The organism is Streptomyces racemochromogenes (assembly GCF_039535215.1).
GTDB classification, from domain to species: domain Bacteria; phylum Actinomycetota; class Actinomycetes; order Streptomycetales; family Streptomycetaceae; genus Streptomyces; species Streptomyces racemochromogenes.
In genome coordinates this window covers 3,153,302-3,169,619 of the sequence record NZ_BAAAWT010000001.1, presented here as the reverse complement: position 1 = coordinate 3,169,619, position 16,318 = coordinate 3,153,302, and the positions used below count along the sequence as shown (strand labels likewise).

At 72.2% G+C, this 16,318-nt stretch carries 15 protein-coding genes and 1 riboswitch; of the genes, 9 read left to right on the top strand and 6 right to left on the bottom strand.

Translation table 11 applies throughout. The annotated features are described in order from the left end of the window. Positions 1-16: 16 nt before the first annotated feature. Positions 17-589 (bottom strand): flavin reductase family protein, encoded by a 573-nt coding sequence (locus tag ABD973_RS14505; protein WP_241253318.1) that lies wholly within the window; start codon positions 587-589, stop codon positions 17-19. 303 nt (positions 590-892) lie between these two features. On the opposite strand from ABD973_RS14505, the gene cdgB reads away from it, so the two are divergent. Together cdgB and ABD973_RS14495 are read left to right on the top strand one after the other, a co-directional pair. Next, a complete protein-coding gene (gene cdgB, locus ABD973_RS14500; RefSeq protein WP_345500269.1) occupies positions 893-2,641 on the top strand; it encodes a diguanylate cyclase CdgB in 1,749 nt (582 codons plus the stop codon). 68 nt (positions 2,642-2,709) lie between these two features. Beyond that, positions 2,710-3,738 (top strand): CBM35 domain-containing protein, encoded by a 1,029-nt coding sequence (locus tag ABD973_RS14495; RefSeq protein ID WP_345500268.1) that lies wholly within the window; start codon positions 2,710-2,712, stop codon positions 3,736-3,738. A 69-nt stretch (positions 3,739-3,807) separates the two neighbouring features. Here ABD973_RS14495 and ABD973_RS14490 read toward each other — a convergent pair whose 3' ends face one another. The 3 genes from ABD973_RS14490 to ABD973_RS14480 all read right to left on the bottom strand — a co-directional run bounded on the left by ABD973_RS14490 (position 3,808) and on the right by ABD973_RS14480 (position 6,921). Next, positions 3,808-4,734 carry a 1-phosphofructokinase family hexose kinase gene (locus tag ABD973_RS14490; protein WP_125821907.1) on the bottom strand — a complete coding sequence of 309 codons (927 nt, stop codon included), beginning with the start codon at positions 4,732-4,734 and terminating at the stop codon, positions 3,808-3,810. 103 nt (positions 4,735-4,837) lie between these two features. After that, positions 4,838-5,989 (bottom strand): N-acetylglucosamine-6-phosphate deacetylase, encoded by a 1,152-nt coding sequence (gene nagA, locus ABD973_RS14485; protein ID WP_125604043.1) that lies wholly within the window; start codon positions 5,987-5,989, stop codon positions 4,838-4,840. Next, positions 5,989-6,921 (bottom strand): ROK family protein, encoded by a 933-nt coding sequence (locus ABD973_RS14480; protein ID WP_125604046.1) that lies wholly within the window; start codon positions 6,919-6,921, stop codon positions 5,989-5,991. Before ABD973_RS14480 ends, nagA begins: the two co-directional genes overlap by 1 nt. Positions 6,922-7,131: 210 nt before the next feature. Here ABD973_RS14480 and ABD973_RS14475 point away from each other — a divergent pair, with 210 nt between their 5' ends. The 5 genes from ABD973_RS14475 (at position 7,132) to ABD973_RS14455 (ending at position 11,031) form a co-directional block, all read left to right on the top strand. Further along, positions 7,132-8,436: an extracellular solute-binding protein gene (locus ABD973_RS14475; protein WP_446696981.1), complete on the top strand. Its 1,305-nt coding sequence runs from the start codon at positions 7,132-7,134 to the stop codon at positions 8,434-8,436. A 44-nt stretch (positions 8,437-8,480) separates the two neighbouring features. After that, positions 8,481-8,762, top strand: coding sequence for a DUF3263 domain-containing protein (locus tag ABD973_RS14470; protein ID WP_125604044.1), 282 nt, complete (start codon positions 8,481-8,483; stop codon positions 8,760-8,762). 56 nt (positions 8,763-8,818) lie between these two features. Continuing rightward, positions 8,819-9,676 (top strand): trehalose-phosphatase, encoded by an 858-nt coding sequence (gene otsB, locus ABD973_RS14465; RefSeq protein WP_345500267.1) that lies wholly within the window; start codon positions 8,819-8,821, stop codon positions 9,674-9,676. A 675-nt stretch (positions 9,677-10,351) separates the two neighbouring features. After that, positions 10,352-10,636 (top strand): hypothetical protein, encoded by a 285-nt coding sequence (locus tag ABD973_RS14460; protein WP_007265548.1) that lies wholly within the window; start codon positions 10,352-10,354, stop codon positions 10,634-10,636. Continuing rightward, positions 10,618-11,031, top strand: a complete 414-nt coding sequence (locus ABD973_RS14455; RefSeq protein WP_345500266.1) for a PIN domain-containing protein — start codon at positions 10,618-10,620, stop codon at positions 11,029-11,031. Before ABD973_RS14460 ends, ABD973_RS14455 begins: the two co-directional genes overlap by 19 nt. A gap of 619 nt (positions 11,032-11,650) precedes the next feature. Here the strand turns inward: ABD973_RS14455 and ABD973_RS14450 are convergent. Further along, on the bottom strand, positions 11,651-13,120 hold the full coding sequence (locus ABD973_RS14450) for an alpha,alpha-trehalose-phosphate synthase (UDP-forming) (protein WP_125821910.1): 1,470 nt from the start codon (positions 13,118-13,120) through the stop codon (positions 11,651-11,653). Positions 13,121-13,231: 111 nt separating this feature from the next. Then, complete coding sequence (locus tag ABD973_RS14445) at positions 13,232-14,182, bottom strand: glucosyl-3-phosphoglycerate synthase (RefSeq protein WP_125821911.1); 951 nt, start codon at positions 14,180-14,182, stop codon at positions 13,232-13,234. A gap of 216 nt (positions 14,183-14,398) precedes the next feature. Next, a riboswitch (SAM riboswitch) is annotated at positions 14,399-14,537 on the top strand. 17 nt (positions 14,538-14,554) lie between these two features. Here ABD973_RS14445 and thrC point away from each other — a divergent pair. Continuing rightward, on the top strand, positions 14,555-15,829 hold the full coding sequence (gene thrC, locus ABD973_RS14440) for a threonine synthase (RefSeq protein ID WP_125603484.1): 1,275 nt from the start codon (positions 14,555-14,557) through the stop codon (positions 15,827-15,829). 37 nt (positions 15,830-15,866) lie between these two features. Then, positions 15,867-16,145 carry a MoaD/ThiS family protein gene (locus ABD973_RS14435; protein ID WP_030387325.1) on the top strand — a complete coding sequence of 93 codons (279 nt, stop codon included), beginning with the start codon at positions 15,867-15,869 and terminating at the stop codon, positions 16,143-16,145. The last annotated feature ends 173 nt before the right edge of the window (positions 16,146-16,318 follow it).

Here is a 16,318-nt window from a genome sequence, read left to right as displayed (position 1 = left end):
GGCGCGCGACCGGTTCCTACGGGGCCAGGTGGCGGTAGCGGCCGCGGAAGTACGTCAGCGGCGGCGCGTCCGGGACCGGCAGGCCGGCGCCGAGGACGCGGCCGATGACGAGGGTGTGGTCGCCGGCGGTGACGCGGGACTCGGTGCGGCACTCCAGGGTGGCGAGCGAGCCGGTCAGCAGGAGCGCGCCGGACAGGGCGCCGCGTACGAGGGGCAGCCCCTCGAACAGCAGCCGGTCGCTGATCCGGCCCTTCATCGAGAACCGGCCGGCCACCTGGAGCTGGCTGTCCGCGAGGAGGGAGACCGCCCACAGCGGCTGCTCGGCGAGCAGGTCGTCCATCCGGGACCCCTCGCGGACGCTGACCAGGACGAGCGGCGGGTCCAGGGAGACCGACATGAAGGCGGTGGCCGTCATGCCGACGTCCTCGCCGCGCGGGCCGTCCGCGGTCAGGGGCGGCTCGTGCGCGGTGATCAGGCACACGCCCGCGGCCAGCCGGGACATGGCGGCCCGGAACTCGTCGTTGCTCACCCCCTCAGGATGGGGGGTGGTGAGCACGGGGGCCGGGTGTACGGGGGTCGTCTTGGGCACGTACCGAACGCTAGTCCCGCCCCCGTGCGGCGCACATCGGCCCCTGGTCCGAGCCGTGTCCCCGCCCCGCGGCCTAGGCCGGGCGTATCGTTTGCTTCCGGGAAGGAAGGGGAGCGCTCCCACTCCGTGCGCCCCTTCCGGCGCGGCCCTTCTTCATCTCATGTGACTTGAGTCACAGAGGGCAAGATTTGTTGACCCTGTGTACCTGGCGCACAGCTCACTGTGATTCAGTGGACGGGACACCGCAACGAAACGCCGATGACAAACCTGGAGTTGCTGTCGAGGTCTCGGGGAGAGCGAGCAATGGAGACCGAGTCGGAGCCGTACGTCCGTCTTGCGACCCTGCGGCAGCTGCACCAGGTGGTGGCCGAGCTCAACACCGCCCGGAGCCTGGCGGACACCCTGCAGACCGTCGTGGACGGCATCGTCAGGGGCCTCGGCTACGAACTCGCCTGTGTCAACCTCGTCCGCCCCGACGGGGACCTCGTCGTGGCCGCCTTCGCAGGTGACCCCGCCGCCGAGGCCCTGATCACCGGACGCGTCGGCTCCCGCCCGGCCTGGGAACGCCGCCTGACCATGGGCGAGAACTGGGACGGCCTGCGCTTCATCCCGCACACCGAGGGCTGGGTCCTGATGGAGGACGACGTCCCCCAGTGGCACACCGACGGACCCGATCCGCGCTTCCAGGACGAGTGGCACCCCGAGGACCGGCTCTACGCCCCCATGTACGCGACCGGCGGGGAACTTCTGGGTGTCATTTCGGTGGACAGGCCGCGCAACGGGCGCCGCCCCGGCGCGTGGGGGCGCGAAGCGCTCCAGATGTACGCCTTCCAGGCCGCCATTGCGATCAGCAACGCGAGGCTGCGCGCGAACATGCAGCGGGCCCTCGTCCGCCTCGAGCGCGAGCAGCAGGCGCTGCGCGCGAGTGAAGAGTCGTTCCGGCAGGCCTTCGAGTACGCGCCCAGCGGCATGGCCATCGCCGAGATGGGCGGCGACCAGCACGGCCGGCTGCTGCGCACCAACGACGCCCTGTGCCGCCTGCTGGGCCGGCCCGCCTCCGTGCTGCGCCGCTACTCCTTCTCCGACCTCGTCCACCCCGAGGACATCGGCACCCTGCTGCGCACCTCCGCCGAGGGCGGCCGCGCCGAACTGCGCCTGGGCCGGCGCGACGGCACGTACGTATGGGTCTCGCTGCGCAACTCCGTCGTCGCCGACGCCGCCGACGGCCCCCGCTTCCTCCTCACCCACGTCGAGGACATCGAGGAGCGCAAGCGGCACGAACTCCAGCTCGCCCACCGCGCCAGCCACGACTCCCTCACCGGCCTCCCCAACAGCGCCGAACTGCGCTCCCGGCTCGGCGCGCGCCTCTGTCGCCGGCCCCAGTCCGTACGGGCCGGAGCGGTCGAGGCGCTGGACGCGGCGTACGAGGGCCGCCCCGAGGCGGGTGGTGCCGGCGAGCACGGCTTTCCACCCGAGGGGCAGCACCCCGGGCAGTACCACGCCTACGACGGCGGCTTCCCCGCCGCACCCGCCCCCGCCCCCGGGCAGGCGGCCGACGCCTTCGACTTCCCCGGCGCCTTCCCGGGCAGCGCGGACGGCCCGTACGACCACCACGTGCACACCGTGGCGCCCGCCACCGACGTCGACGACGGCACGAAGGGGCTCGCCGTCCTCTTCTGCGACCTCGACGGCTTCAAGTCGATCAACGACCGGTTCGGCCACCACACCGGCGACGCCGTCCTCATCGAGGTCGCCCGCCGCCTGACGACGTGCGTCAGGGACGGTGACACCGTCGCCCGGCTGGGTGGTGACGAGTTCGTCGTCCTCGCCGACGGCCTGGGCGCCGCCGACGCCGCCGACCTCGCCGTACGGCTGCGCAACGCGATCATCCCGCCGATCCGGGTCGACGGCCGCGCGGTCCGCGTGGGCGCGAGTTTCGGCATCGGCTGGGCCAGCTGCGGGATGTCCGCGGACGAGGTGCTGCGCTCCGCCGACCAGCGGATGTACATCGAGAAGCGGTCCCGTTCCAAGGCGCACCGGCGGGCCGGCTGAGGCCGAGGGCCGCCCGTGTGCGCACGTGTTCGGGGTAGGCTCCCGTGGGTCGAAAGGAGTGACCTGCGATGACGACGCCCGCGAACAACGGCCCGCACGGTGGGGCCAACCAGCCCGGGGACGATGACCCGTTCGGCTACCTCTACGCGGACGGCCAGGCCGCCGGAGCCACCCCGCCCGGTCAGGGCGGCGGATACGGCTACCCCGGCCCGACGGCCGGCGGACCGCCCGGAGCGCAGCCCGGCGTCCCCCGGACCTCGTACAACCAGGTGCGCACGGTCGGCGAGCGGACGTACGGCGGCCAGCGCGGCGCCGTTCCCCAGCAGCAGGCCCCGCAGTCCTACCAGGCCCAGTACCAGGCCCCCGAAGCCCTCCAGGCGGGCGGCTACGGCGTCCCGCAGCAGCCGTCCGCGCAGACGGCGCAGAGCCAGAGCGTGCCGCCCCGCCGCGGCGGCCGCGGCGGCGGCTCCAGCCGCCGGGGCCTGCTGATCGCGGCGGTCGCCGTGGTGGCGGCCGTCGGCATCGGCATCGGCGCGGCCGTGGTCTTCGGCAAGGACAAGGACAAGGACGGGAAGAACCAGGCGACCGGCCCGACCCAGGCGGCGCAGCCCTCGAAGAAGCCCGACAACGACACGAGCGCCTCCCCCGAGCCCTCCAAGGCCCCGCTGCCCAAGGGCGAGGCCGCCGGTGCCGGCATGGCCCTCACCGGCGGTGCGACGCTCCAGAGCAGCGTCGCCGGCTCCAAGAGCACGGGCGGCCAGTACGTCGGCAACTTCAACCAGACGGGCGCCGCCCTGACCTGGACGGCCGAGCTGCCCGAGGCCGGCGACTACACGCTGAACGTCAACTACGCGGTGCCGGGCAAGGACGCGAAGGTCACGCTGACGGTCAACGGGCAGTCGCCCACGCAGTCCCTGAACCTGGCCAACTTCTCCAAGGCCGAGGCGGGCGCCTGGGACAAGGGCTGGACCCGGACCTACGCCTTCGTCACCCTCAAGAAGGGCACGAACACGATGAAGATCTCGTGCGAGGCCGGCAACCAGTGCGACGCCATATTCGACCAGCTGCGCCTCACCTCCGGCTGGGCCAGGGGCTGACGGCCGGCGACGGACATCACGAGGGGGAGGCGCACCGGGTGCGTCTCCCCCTCCGTCGTTCCCGCGCGCCTACGGGGCCGGCACCGGCACGGCCCTGATCTGCGGGGCGATCTCCTCGTACGTGCGCGGATCGAAGTCCCCGGCCGTGGGGGCGTGCACGGTGGCCGCGGACAGGGCCACCGCACGGACCAGGCGCTCGGGCCAGTCCAGGCCCCCGGTCAGGGCGGAGAGCAGGCCCGCGACGGCGGAGTCGCCCGCACCGGTCGGGTTGCCGCGCAGCGGGCGGGGCGGGGCCGCCTCCCAGGTGCCGTCGGGGGTGGCGGCGAGCAGCCCGGCGGGGCCGAGGGAGGTCACCACCGCCTGGGCGCCCCGGCGGCGGGCGTCACGGGTCGCGGGGAACGGGTCGCGGGCGCCGGTCAGCTCCGCCAGTTCGGCCGCGTTCGGCTTGATGATGTCCGGCCGGGCGGCGACCCCGCGGCGCAGGGCCTCGCCGCTGGTGTCGAGCAGCACGGGGAGCCCGGCCGCGCGGGCCGCCCGCACGAGGACCGCGTACGCGCCGACCGGCACGCCCGGGGGCAGGCTGCCGCACAGGGCCACCGCGCGGGCGCCGGTGAGGAGTTCGGCGTACCGCTCCAGGAAGGCGGCCCATTCGGCCGCGGAGATCAGCGGGCCGGGCTCGTTGAACTGGGTGGTGTCGCCGGTGCTCTCGTCGACGACGGCCAGGGTGCGCCGGGTGGTGCCCGCGCAGGGGACGAGGGCGTCGGTCACCCCGGGTGCGCCGGCGAGGAGTTCGCGCACGGTCTGCCCGGCGGGGCCGCCCGCGAAGCCGGTCGCCGTGACCTCCTCGCCGAGCGCGCCGAGCACCCGGGCCACGTTCAGGCCCTTGCCGCCGGCGCGTTCGGTGACACCGGTGACCCGGTGGGAGGTGTGCGGCAGCATGCGCGGCACCCGGTGGGTGACGTCGAGCGCGGTGTTGAGCGTCACGGTGAGGATCATGGCCAGCCCCGGTCTTGGTGTGTGCCGGGATCATGCCAAATCGAGGGCGGCCATCCCAGTCCCGTGGGCGGGCCGCCCCCTTTGCGCCGTATGAAAGGCCGGTTCAGTCCAGCGGGCTGACGATCCATTCGCCGCGCCGCATGACGCCCTTGACGTCGAACGCGGCGTCGAGGACCACCAGGTCGGCGTACTTGCCGGGCTCCAGCGAGCCGACCTCGTCGTAGAGGCCGAGCAGTTTGGCCGGGTTCGCCGAGATCGCCTGGACCACGGACTCGACGGGCAGCCGGTCCACCGTCACCGACCGCTTGAACGCGGTGTCCAGGGTCAGCGTCGAGCCGGCGATGGAACCGCCCTCGACGAGCCGGGCGACGCCGTCCTTGACCTCCACCTCCAGCGGGCCGAGGTGGTAGGTGCCGTCGCCGAAGCCGGCCGCGTCCATCGCGTCGGTGATCAGCGCGACGCGGTGCGCGCCCGCGTGGTGGAAGGCCAGCTCCAGCATCGCCGGGTGCAGGTGGGTGCCGTCGTTGATCAGCTCGACGGTGACCCGCTCGTCCTCCAGCAGCGCCGCGATCGGGCCGGGGGCGCGGTGCTCCAGGCCGGGCATGGCGTTGTAGAGGTGGGTGGCGACGGTCGCGCCGGCGTCGATGGCCTGGCGGGTCTGGTCGTACGTGGAGTCCGTGTGGCCGATCGCCGCGATGACCCCGTGCTCGGCCAGCAGCCGTACGGAGTCCAGGCCGCCGGGGAGTTCGGTGGCGAGGGTGACCATGCGGGCGGCGCCGTGCGCGGCGTCGACGAGCTTGCGGACCTCGGCCGGGTCGGGGTCGCGCAGCAGGTCGGCCTTGTGGGCGCCCTTGCGGCAGGGGTTGATGAAGGGGCCCTCGAAGTGGATGCCGGCGATCTCGCCCTGCTGGGTGAGCTCGGCGAGCAGCCCGGCGCGGCGGGCCAGTTCGTCCAGGTCGCCGGTGACGGTGGAGGCGACGAGGGTGGTGGTGCCGTGCTCGCGGTGGGTGCGTACGCCGGTGAGGACCTCCTCGGCGGTGCCGGAGGTGAAGGAGGCGCCGCCGCCGCCGTGGTTGTGCATGTCCACGAAGCCGGGGACGACCCAGTGCCCGGACAGGTCGAGGACCGCGGCGTCCTCGGGGGCGCTGCCCGCGATCCGGGCGCCCTCCACGATGACGCGGCCGCCCGCCACGATCCCGGTGGGCAGCACCACCCTCGCGCCGGAGAGAACGGTGCTCTGTGCGCTTCCGGACATCAGGCCGGTACCTCCGTGGCGAGTAGGTCCCAGGCGAGCAGCCCTGCGCCCAGGCATCCGGCGGTGTCCCCGAGGGCAGCCGGAACGATCTCGGGCAGCCGCTGGAACGTCACGCGCTCCTCGACGGCCGTCCTCAGTGGTGTGAACAAGGTTTCCCCCGCCTCGGCGAGCCCGCCACCGATGATCAGCGTGCTCGGGTCCAGCAGGGTGATCGCGGTGACCAGGCCGTCGGCGAGGGCGCCGATGGCGGCGAGCCAGACCTCGCGGGCGGCCGCGTCGCCGGACTCGACGGCTTTGGCGCAGTCGGCGGCGTCGGCGTCGGGGTCGCCGGAGGCGGTGGCCCAGGCGCGGCTGACGGCGGAGGCGGAGGCGAGGGTCTCCAGGCAGCCGTGCTGGCCGCAGCCGCAGGCGGGGCCGCCGGGGCGGACCACGATGTGCCCGATCTCACCCGCGTAGCCGTGGGCGCCGGCCTCGATGCGGCCGGCGATGCCGATGGCGCCGGCGATGCCGGTGCCGAGCGGGACGAACAGGAAGCGTTCGGCGCCCACGCCCGCGCCGATGCGGCCCTCGGCGAGCCCGCCCGTGCGGACGTCGTGGCCGAGGGCGACCGGGATCCCGTCGAGGCGGGCGGTGAGCAGGTCGCGCATCGGGACGTCCCGCCAGCCGAGGTTCGCCGCGTACACGGCGGTGCCGCGCTCGGCGTCGACGATGCCGGGGACGGCGACGCCGGCGGCCGAGGCGGAGGTGCCGAAGCGTTCCCGGCCGAGGTCGAGGAGCTCGGCGGCGAAGTCCAGGATCGTCTCGACGACGGCGTCGGGGCCCCGCTCGCGGCCGGTGGCGCGGCGTGCCTCGTGCAGCAGGGTGTCGTCCGCCCCGATGAGGGCGGCCTTGATCCCGGTGCCGCCCACATCGAGGGCGATGACGTGTTTCACGGGTTTCACAGCAGACAGTCTCGCGTGCTCGGCGGGGAAAGGTCTAGTCCATTGGAGGGGATTGTTGACCGGCCATACAAATCAGGACCGCCTTACGGACACAGTCCGGAAACAGTCCGCGGCGCACCCCGTTCCGGATGTGGAGGAGCCGCCAAAGTGGTGTAGACCTTACGTCGGATCGTACGTACAACCTGGGGTGGATCAAGAACTGTGAAGGGCCGTTACCTGAGGCCGGCGACGACCGGCGCCGCACTCTGCCTGACCCTGGCCACACTGGCGGGCTGCGGAACCGTGTCCGGCCTCACCGGGGACAACGAGGTGACCCTGCGGGTCGTGGCGGCCGACTACGGGGACAATCCGCAGAACTCCTCCTCCGGCTACTGGAAGAACCTCGCCACCTCCTTCGAGAAGGACAACCCCGGCGTCCACGTCGAGGTCAGCGTCTACTCCTGGTCGGAGGTCGACGCCAAGGTCGCCGCGATGGTCAAGGCCGGCAAGGCCCCCGACATCGCCCAGATCGGCGCCTACGCCGACTACGCCGAGGCCGGCAAGCTCTACACCGCCGACGAACTGCTCTCCGTCACCACCGAGGCCGACTTCCTCGCCCCCCTCGCCGACGCGGGCAAGGTCAAGCGGGTCCAGTACGGGATGCCCTTCGTCGCCAGCACCCGGCTGCTCTTCTACAACACCAAGCTCCTCGGCGACGCCGGCATCATCCCCAAGGACGGCAGCACCCCCTGGCAGCCCAAGAGCTGGGCCGACATCGAGGCCGCCGCCAAGAAGCTCAAGGCCGCCAACGTCCCCACCCCCTTCGCGCTGCCGCTCGGCCGCGAAGAGGCCCAGGCCGAGACGATGATGTGGATGCTCGCGGGCGGCGGCGGCTACACCGACAACGAGGAGGCGTACTCGATCGACTCCGCGGAGAACGTCAAGTCGCTGGAGTTCCTCCGCGACAAGATGGTCGGCCAGCAGCTCACCGGCCCCGTCGAACCGGCCAAGCTCGACCGCCAGGCCGCCTTCGACGCCTTCACGCGCGGCGAGGTCGGCATGCTCAACGGCCACCCCACCCTGCTGAAGCAGGCCGCCGGCAAGGGCGTGAAGTTCGGCATGGTCGCCATGCCCACCGTCGACGGCACCGACCACTCCACCATGGGCGTCGCCGACTGGGTCATGGCCTTCAAGAACGGCCACAAGAAGGAGTCCGGGAAGTTCCTGGACCACCTCTTCTCCGCGAAGAACGTGACCACCTTCACCAGCCAGTACGACCTCCTGCCCGTCACCACCAGCGGCTACCGGGCCATGGCCGGCAGCACCGGCGGCTCGGCCGCCCAGCTCAGGACCTTCCTCACCGCCCTGCCCAGCGCCAGGCTCTACCCCGTCGGCAAGAAGTCCTGGGCCCAGGTCAGCGAGGACGTCAAGCAGAACATCGGCAAGACCGTCGCCCCGGGCGGACAGCCCGCCAAGGTCCTGGAGGAGATCGCCGTCGCCGCGCGCAAGGCGGACGGGGAACGCTGACCCTTCCCCCGAGCGCTGTCGGTGGGCGCCGTTAATCTGGCCGTATGACGGACGGCGGGCAGGCGGGTGACACGGGCGGCGCGGCGGCGGAGGCGGCCCCCGGGCCGCTGACCGCCGCCGAGGCCGCCGTACTCGCCTACGAAGGCCGCAGCTGGCCCGGCCCCGGCGCCAAGGAACGCGCGATACGCGAGGCCCTCGGCCTCACCCCCGTCAGCTACTACCAGCTCCTCAACGCCCTCATGGACGACCCCCGCGCCCTCGCCCACGCCCCCGGCACCGTCAACCGCCTCCGCCGCATCCGCGCGGCCCAGCGGGCCAGGCGGTAGCGCGGCCCCGGGGGAACCCTGGGCGGCGGCCGCGCCACGCCGGTAGGGTCGTCCGTATGGGGAGCCAGCCGCATGATCCGCAGCCGATGCCCGTGCCTGCCACCGCAGCCGGACGCGAGGGACTCCAAGCCCTCCTCCGCACACCCCGCAGAGCCGTCATCGCCCTCGACTTCGACGGCACCCTCGCCGAGATCGTCCCCGACCCCGACCAGGCCCGCGCCCACCCGGACGCCGTACCGGCCCTCGCCGAGCTCGCCCCCCGCGTCGACGCCGTCGCCGTCGTCACGGGCCGCCCGGCCGGCGTCGCCGTACGCCACGGCGGCTTCGCCGGGATACCGGGACTGGAGCACCTCGTCGTCCTCGGCCACTACGGAGCCGAGCGCTGGGACGCCGTCACCGGCATCGTCCGCGCCCCCGCCGAACACCCCGGCGTCGCCGCGGTACGGGCCGAGCTGCCGGGCTTCCTCGACGCCATCGGCGCCTGGCGCGGGACCTGGATCGAGGAGAAGGGCCAGGCACTCGCCGTCCACACCCGCCGCGCCGAAGACCCGGCGGCGGCCTTCGACGCCCTGCGCGAACCCCTCGCGGAGCTCGCCGCCCGCCACGGCCTGATGGTCGAGCCGGGCCGCGCCGTCCTGGAACTGCGCCCGCCGGGCATGGACAAGGGCGTCGCACTGACCGAGTTCCTCACGGAACGCGGAGCCGAGGCCGTCCTCTACGCGGGCGACGACCTGGGCGACCTCGCGGCGTACTCGGCGGTCGAGAAGCGCCGCGCCGACGGCCTCCCGGGCCTCCTGGTCTGCAGCGGCTCGGCGGAAGTCCCCGAACTCGCGGCCCGAGCCGACCTGGTCCTCCCGGGCCCGGCAGCCGTATCGGCATTCCTGGCGCAACTGGCGGGAAAGCTGCGGGGCTGACGGCCCGGGCGGGCTCTTTGCCGGCTCGTGCTGGGGGCCCGCTATCTCCCCTCGAGGGGTGGGGCGGGGCGGGGGTTGCCCACCCGCCTCCCTGTCTGCGGGCCGGTGGGCCGGACGGGCGGTAGCCCCTGGGGCCGGATCAGAGCGGGTTGGGGGCTTCCCGTCAGTCCCATCGTCCTTCCGTGTCGTGCCGGCCTGTCAAGGGCGCTCCTTCGTCGCGTCGCTACGCGATGGCCTTCGGCCACCCTTGACAGACCGACCCGAACCGGAAAGCCGAAAGACTGCCGGGAAACCCCCAAAGAAACGGCACGGTCCATCGTTGGAGGAGCGGCCGCCTCAGAGATGGGACGAGCGGGCCGGGCGCCGGCCCGCCGGGCATCCGGCCCCCAGATCCATGATTCCGGGCCAGGGGCGCGGCAACCCGCACGAGAGGTTGACCAGAGCCCCTGGGGAAGCCGACAGGCGCATCAGATCGCTACGCGCTCCTCACATCTCAGCGTCCGACGACCGCCTTGGGCTGATACCCGCACGCAAGGACGAACGGAGCAGCCCGGGAATCCGACCGGCGTGACAGATCGCTACGCGCTCCTCTGACCCGGAAGAAGAACCCACCAGAGCCGGACGGGCCCCGGCGGCTACCGGAACCGATTCCTACATCTTTGATACTTTGGAAGGGTGTCTGAGACGACGTACGGAATCGGCGAGGGGCCAGCCGCCCGAGTGAGCCTCTCACTGCCCGAGGGAACGGCAGAGGCGATTCGTGCGCGCGTGGGCAAGCGCGAGTTCTCGGCTTTCGTGACGGCGGCCGTGGAGCGTGAGCTGCGCGGGCAGATCCTTGACGAGTACCTGGCCGACTACGAGCAGCGGCGCGGCCCTCTCTCGGCCGAATCCCAGCACGCGGCCCGTCAGGTCTTCGATGAGATCTTCGCGGAGGGCAAGGAATGGCCCGCCGCAAGCTGAGCCGCGAAGGCACTCTCGTTCTGGACAGCGAGGGGCTGTCCAAGCTGCTGAACGACGATGAGGCCGTGGTGTCTCTCATCGCCGAAGCACGCAGTCGTGGCATGGAAGTCGTGATCAGCGCGTTGACGATCATCGAGGCAGTACACGCACGCACCAACAAGACTCGACTGAACTGGATCCTCTCCGGTGTCCGCGTGATCCCGGTCGGAGAAGAGGAAGCCAGGGCTGCTTCCGTCCTGCTGATGGAGGCGGGTCTTCACGGCCACAAGTACGCGCTCGATGCGGCTGTGGCGGAGGCCGCCTTGCGACAACCGCGTCCTGTCGCCCTGCTCACCTCTGATGTCGACGACATGACGAAGCTCTGCGGAGATCGCGTGCACATCATCGGTGTCTGACAGCCCGCCAGCACGGTCCTCAGCCCCAGACGGCCGATGGCCGCCGAGATCCGAGAAGCGCGTAGCGATCTGTCGCGCCTGTCGGATTCCCGGGCTGCTCTGTTCGTCCTCTCGTGCGGGTACCAGCTCATGACGGCCGCCGGACGCCGAGACATGAGGAGCGCGTAGCGATCTGACGCGCCTCCCGGCTTCCCCGGGGGCGCTGATCAACCTCTCGTGCGGGTAGCCGCGCCCCCGGCCCGGAATCGCAACTCTTGAGGGCCCGGATGCCCGGCGGGCCGGCGCCCGGCCCCTCGCTGAGGGACCCGTCCCTTGCCCTTGGACCGTGCCGTTTCCTTGGGGGTTTCCCGGCAGTCTTTCGGCTTTCCGGTTCGGGTCGGTCGGTCAAGGGTGGCCGAAGGCCATCGCGTAGCGACGCGACCGAAGGGAGCGCCCTTGAGGGACCGGCCCGAACCGGAAGGACGATGGGACTGACGGGAAGCCCCCAACCCTCCCTGAGGCGGGGCGAGGGGATCCCGCTCCCCGCCTCCCCAGCCCGCACCCGGGGAGGCGGGTGGGCAGCCACCGCCCCGCCCCCACCCCTCGAGGGGAGATAGCCGGCCCGCACCGCGAGCCGCCCCTACCCCCGCAGCGCCTCCAGCTGGGCCTCGAACCACGCCGCCGGGGGGAGGGCCGTGGCTGCTGCTGCCAGGCGCTTCGTGCGTTCCGCGCGTTCCGCTTCCGGCATGGTCAGGGCCTCGTGGAGGGCTTCGGCCGTCGCCGTGACGTCGTACGGGTTGACCGTCAGGGCGTCGGCGCGGAGTTCCTCGTACGCTCCCGCACCCGTGGAGAGGACCAGCGCGCAGCCCGCCTCCGAGACGACCGGGATCTCCTTCGCGACGAGGTTCATGCCGTCCCGCACCGGGTTGATCAGGGCCACGTCCGCCAGCCGGTACGCCGCCAGGGAGCGGGCGAAGTCGTCCTGGACGGAGACCAGGACCGGCTGCCAGTCCGCCGTGCCGAACTCCGCGTTGATCTCCTCGGCCAGTTCGCGCACCGACTCGGTGTAGTCCCGGTACACCTTGAGGTCCTGCCGGGACGGGTAGGCGGACGCCAGGTGGACCACGCGGCCGCGCCACTCGGGGTGCGTGGTCAGCAGCTCGCGGTAGGCGAGCAGGCCGCGCAGGATGTTCTTCGACAGTTCGGTGCGGTCGACGCGGACGATCGTCTTGCGGTCGCCGACCTCGGCCCGCAGCGCGGCGAGCTTGTCGTCGACCTCCGGCCGGTGGGCCAGCGCCCGCAGGTCGTCCCCGTCGACGCCCAGGGGGTGGGCGGCCACCGTGGTGAACCGCTTCTCCCCGTACCGGCCGTCCGCCGACATCCTGCGGTGGTGGACGCCCTCGTAGCCGTCCCTGGGCATGTACGGGGAAGCGATGCCGCGCCGGTCGTCCAGGTTGGCGCCAGTGACGAAGTTGACCGCCCACAGCCCGGTGTGGAATCCCAGCCGGTCCGCCCCCAGCATCCCCCACACCAGCTCGCTCCTGATGTCGTCGGGGAGCATGTCCAGGAACTCCCGCGACGCCCAGGGCGTGTGCGTGAAGTGCGCGATCCGCAGGTCCGGACGCAGTTCCCGCAGCTGACCCGGGACCAGGGCGAGGTGGTAGTCCTGGACGAGGACGCAGGCGCCCTCGGCGGCCTCCTCGGCCAGGGCTTCGGCGAAGGCCCGGTTGTAGGCGGTGTACGAGTCCCAGCACCGCCGGAACTCCGCGTCGAAGACGGGCTCGCGGGGGACGTCGTACAGGTGGTGGTGGGTGAACCAGAGCACGGAGTTCGCGATGCCGTTGTACGCGTCGTCGTACACCGCCGGGTCGATGTCCAGCATCCGCACGCCCGGCTCCGCGACGCCCCGGCGGACCGCCTCCCGGTCGGCGTCGGACAGGGCCGCGCAGATCCACAGGGCCTCCGGCTGGGCCGCGAGCGCGGCGGAGAGGCCGGAGACGAGGCCGCCTCCGCCGCGCCGGGCGCTGAGGGTGCCGTCGGCGTCGAGGGCGTACGAGAGCGGGCCGCGGTTGGCGGCGACGAGTACCTGGGAAGCCACGGGGGAAGCCATGTGGCGAACCTAGCCCGGGGCCCGCTCGCTCAAACGTCCGGGAAATGTCCGGTTCGTCACGTACTGGTCAGGGGTAGGGGCCCGCGGGCCGCCCCGTCCCGCATCCCACCCTCACGCCACGCGCCGTCCCGCGTACTCCTCGACCTCCGCCATCGGAGGCCGCTCCTCCGTGTCCACGGCGTACGTGCGCGGCACGAACCCGTCCGGCCCCCGCTCGAACTGCGTCAGCTCCGGCCGTACCAGGTGCCCGCGCGAGAGCCGCAGCTGCGCGGTGCGGTAGATCGCGGCGGCCATCCGGCCCAGGGCCTGCCCGTCCTGGTGCCGGTGCAGCCGGACCCCCACGTCCACCTGGGCCAGCGCGTCCAGCCCGACCGTGTGCAGCGCGTCCACCAGCAGGCCCAGCTCCACCCCGTAGCCGACGGGGAAGGGGAGGCGTTCCAGCAGGGAGCGGCGCACGGCGTACTCGCCGCCCAGCGGCTGGACGAAGCCGGCCAGCTGGGGCCAGTGGAGGTTGAGGAGCGGGCGGGCCACCAGCTCCGTGACGCGGCCGCCCTGGCCGGGGGTGTCGCCCAGGGGCCGTTCGTACATGGCCTTGACGAACTGCACCTGCGGGTCGGTGAGCAGCGGCCCGACGATCCCGGAGACGAAGGCGGAGTCGAAGTCCCGCAGGTCGGCGTCGACGAAGCAGACGACGTCGCCGGTGGTGGCGAGCAGGGAGCGCCACAGCACCTCGCCCTTGCCGGGCAGGGCCGGGACGCGGGGCAGGATCGAGTCGCGGTGCACGACGCGGGCGCCGGCCTTGGCGGCGACCTCGGCCGTGCGGTCGGTGGAGCCGGAGTCGACGACCACCAGTTCGTCCACCAGGGGGACGGGCGGGGACTCGATCAGGTCGCGCCGGATGATCTCGACGATCTCCCCGACGGTGGCCTCCTCGTCGAGCGCGGGCAGCACCACGCTCACCGTCGTCCCGGCCGCCCGTTTCCGGTCGAGCAGCTGGTCGAGCGGTCGGTCGGCGGCGGACCAGGAGCGGTCTGCCAGCCAGCGCTCCACCTCATCCAGCACTCTCAGCACCCCTTGGGCATGTCTCGGGCTTCATTCGGTCTCTGCGTCACTCGGCCATTTGGGCCGAATTGTGATCCATCTCGCGGTTCGGACGGCTGTCTCAACCGCCCGTCCCTTCGGTTACAGTCTTGAACAACGCGAGAGACCGCCGCATGCCGGGGGTCCCGCGCACAAACGCACCGGCGCGCCGCAGAGCGCGTGTGTCCGGTGCCATACCGCTCATCCAGAGGGGCAGAGGGACACGGCCCGTTGAAGCCCCGGCAACCCTCCAGTCGGTTCTCGCCAGCGCGAGGCCCCGGCTAGGGAAGGTGCCAATTCCGTCTCATGGCGAAGTGCGCCATGGGGAAGATGAGGAGAAAGGGCCTCGCCATCATGGCTGCACAGACTGTCGCCACCTCTGTCGATCTCGGACCCGCCACCGGACTTTCCTGTCGCGAGTGCGGTACCCGCTTCGAGCTCGGCCCCATCTTCGCCTGCGTCGAGTGCTTCGGTCCCCTGGAAGTCGCCTACGAGCTGCCGCTCGGCGACCCGGAGGCCCTGCGCGCCGCGATCGAGGCCGGTCCGAACAACATCTGGCGCTACGCGCCGCTGCTGCCCGTCCCGGCGGACGTGGCCTCCAAGCCGAGCCTGAACCCCGGCTTCACCAAGCTGGTGGACGCCGAGAACCTGGCCAAGGAGCTGGGCGTCACCGGCAAGCTCTACGTCAAGGACGACTCCGGCAACCCGACGCACTCCTTCAAGGACCGTGTCGTGGCCATCGCCGTCGAGGCCGCCCGCGCCTTCGGCTTCACCACCCTGTCCTGCTCCTCCACCGGCAACCTGGCCGGCGCCGTCGGCGCCGCGGCCGCCCGGGCCGGCTTCCGGTCCTGCGTGTTCATCCCGCACGACCTGGAGCAGGGCAAGGTCGTCATGGCCGGTGTCTACGGCGGTGACCTGGTCGGCATCGAGGGCAACTACGACGACGTCAACCGCTTCTGCTCCGAGCTCATCGGCGACCCGCTGGGCGAGGGCTGGGGCTTCGTCAACGTCAACCTGCGCCCCTACTACGGCGAGGGCTCCAAGACGCTGGCGTACGAGATCTGCGAGCAGCTCGGCTGGCAGCTGCCCGACCAGCTCGTCATCCCGATCGCCTCCGGCTCCCAGCTGACGAAGATCGACAAGGGCCTCCAGGAGCTGATCAAGCTCGGCCTCGTCGAGGACAAGCCCTACAAGATCTTCGGCGCCCAGGCCGAGGGCTGCTCCCCGGTGTCCACCGCCTTCAAGGCCGGTCACGACGTGGTGCGCCCGCAGAAGCCGAACACCATCGCCAAGTCCCTCGCCATCGGCAACCCGGCGGACGGCCCGTACGTCCTGGACATCGCGCGGCGCACCGGCGGCTACGTCGAGGACGTCAACGACGAGCAGGTCGTCGAGGCCATCAAGATCCTGGCGCGTGCCGAGGGCATCTTCGCCGAGACCGCGGGCGGCGTGACCGTCGGCGTGACGAAGAAGCTGATCGAGAACGGGCAGCTCGACCCGGCGCTGACCACCGTGGTCCTGAACACCGGTGACGGCCTGAAGACCCTGGAGGCGGTGGCCGCGGACAGTGGCCAGACGGCCACCATCCGCCCGAGCCTGGACGCGTTCCGCGCCGCCGGCCTGGCCTGACCCTTCCCCCTGACACATCCGGAAAGGCGGTAGCGCCATGAGCGTCAACGTCCGCATCCCCACCATCCTGCGCACCTACACCGGCGGCGCCGCCGAGGTCCCGGCCGAGGGCGCGACCCTGGCCGAGGTCATCGAGTCCCTGGAGAAGAGCCACCCGGGCATCGCCGCGCGCGTCCTGGACGACCAGGGCAAGCTGCGCCGCTTCGTGAACGTCTACGTCAACGACGACGACGTGCGTTTCGAGGGCGGCCTGCAGGCGGCGACGCCGGACGGCGCCGGCGTCTCGATCATTCCGGCCGTCGCGGGCGGCTGCTGACGCGTTCAGATCAGAATTGCCCCCTCCGGTAAAAGCGGAGGGGGCAATTCTGCTTGATTGGGCGCGGTAGAGTTGGGGCAGTCCCCTCCGCTGTTCATGCCCGCCGCATATGAGCGGGCCGACGGATGGTTGACATTGAGTCAACATGAGCGTGCCTTTTGGGCCTTTGGTGC

What these genes read in the sequence shown, in the direction of transcription:
- cdgB (WP_345500269.1), top strand. Translation starts at nt 893, where the DNA reads ATGGAGACCGAGTCGGAGCCGTACGTCCGTCTTGCGACCCTGCGGCAG.
- ABD973_RS14495 (WP_345500268.1), top strand. Translation starts at nt 2,710, where the DNA reads ATGACGACGCCCGCGAACAACGGCCCGCACGGTGGGGCCAACCAGCCC.
- ABD973_RS14490 (WP_125821907.1), bottom strand. Translation starts at nt 4,734, where the DNA reads ATGATCCTCACCGTGACGCTCAACACCGCGCTCGACGTCACCCACCGG.
- nagA (WP_125604043.1), bottom strand. Translation starts at nt 5,989, where the DNA reads ATGTCCGGAAGCGCACAGAGCACCGTTCTCTCCGGCGCGAGGGTGGTG.
- ABD973_RS14470 (WP_125604044.1), top strand. Translation starts at nt 8,481, where the DNA reads ATGACGGACGGCGGGCAGGCGGGTGACACGGGCGGCGCGGCGGCGGAG.
- otsB (WP_345500267.1), top strand. Translation starts at nt 8,819, where the DNA reads ATGGGGAGCCAGCCGCATGATCCGCAGCCGATGCCCGTGCCTGCCACC.
- ABD973_RS14455 (WP_345500266.1), top strand. Translation starts at nt 10,618, where the DNA reads ATGGCCCGCCGCAAGCTGAGCCGCGAAGGCACTCTCGTTCTGGACAGC.
- ABD973_RS14450 (WP_125821910.1), bottom strand. Translation starts at nt 13,120, where the DNA reads ATGGCTTCCCCCGTGGCTTCCCAGGTACTCGTCGCCGCCAACCGCGGC.
- thrC (WP_125603484.1), top strand. Translation starts at nt 14,555, where the DNA reads ATGGCTGCACAGACTGTCGCCACCTCTGTCGATCTCGGACCCGCCACC.
- ABD973_RS14435 (WP_030387325.1), top strand. Translation starts at nt 15,867, where the DNA reads ATGAGCGTCAACGTCCGCATCCCCACCATCCTGCGCACCTACACCGGC.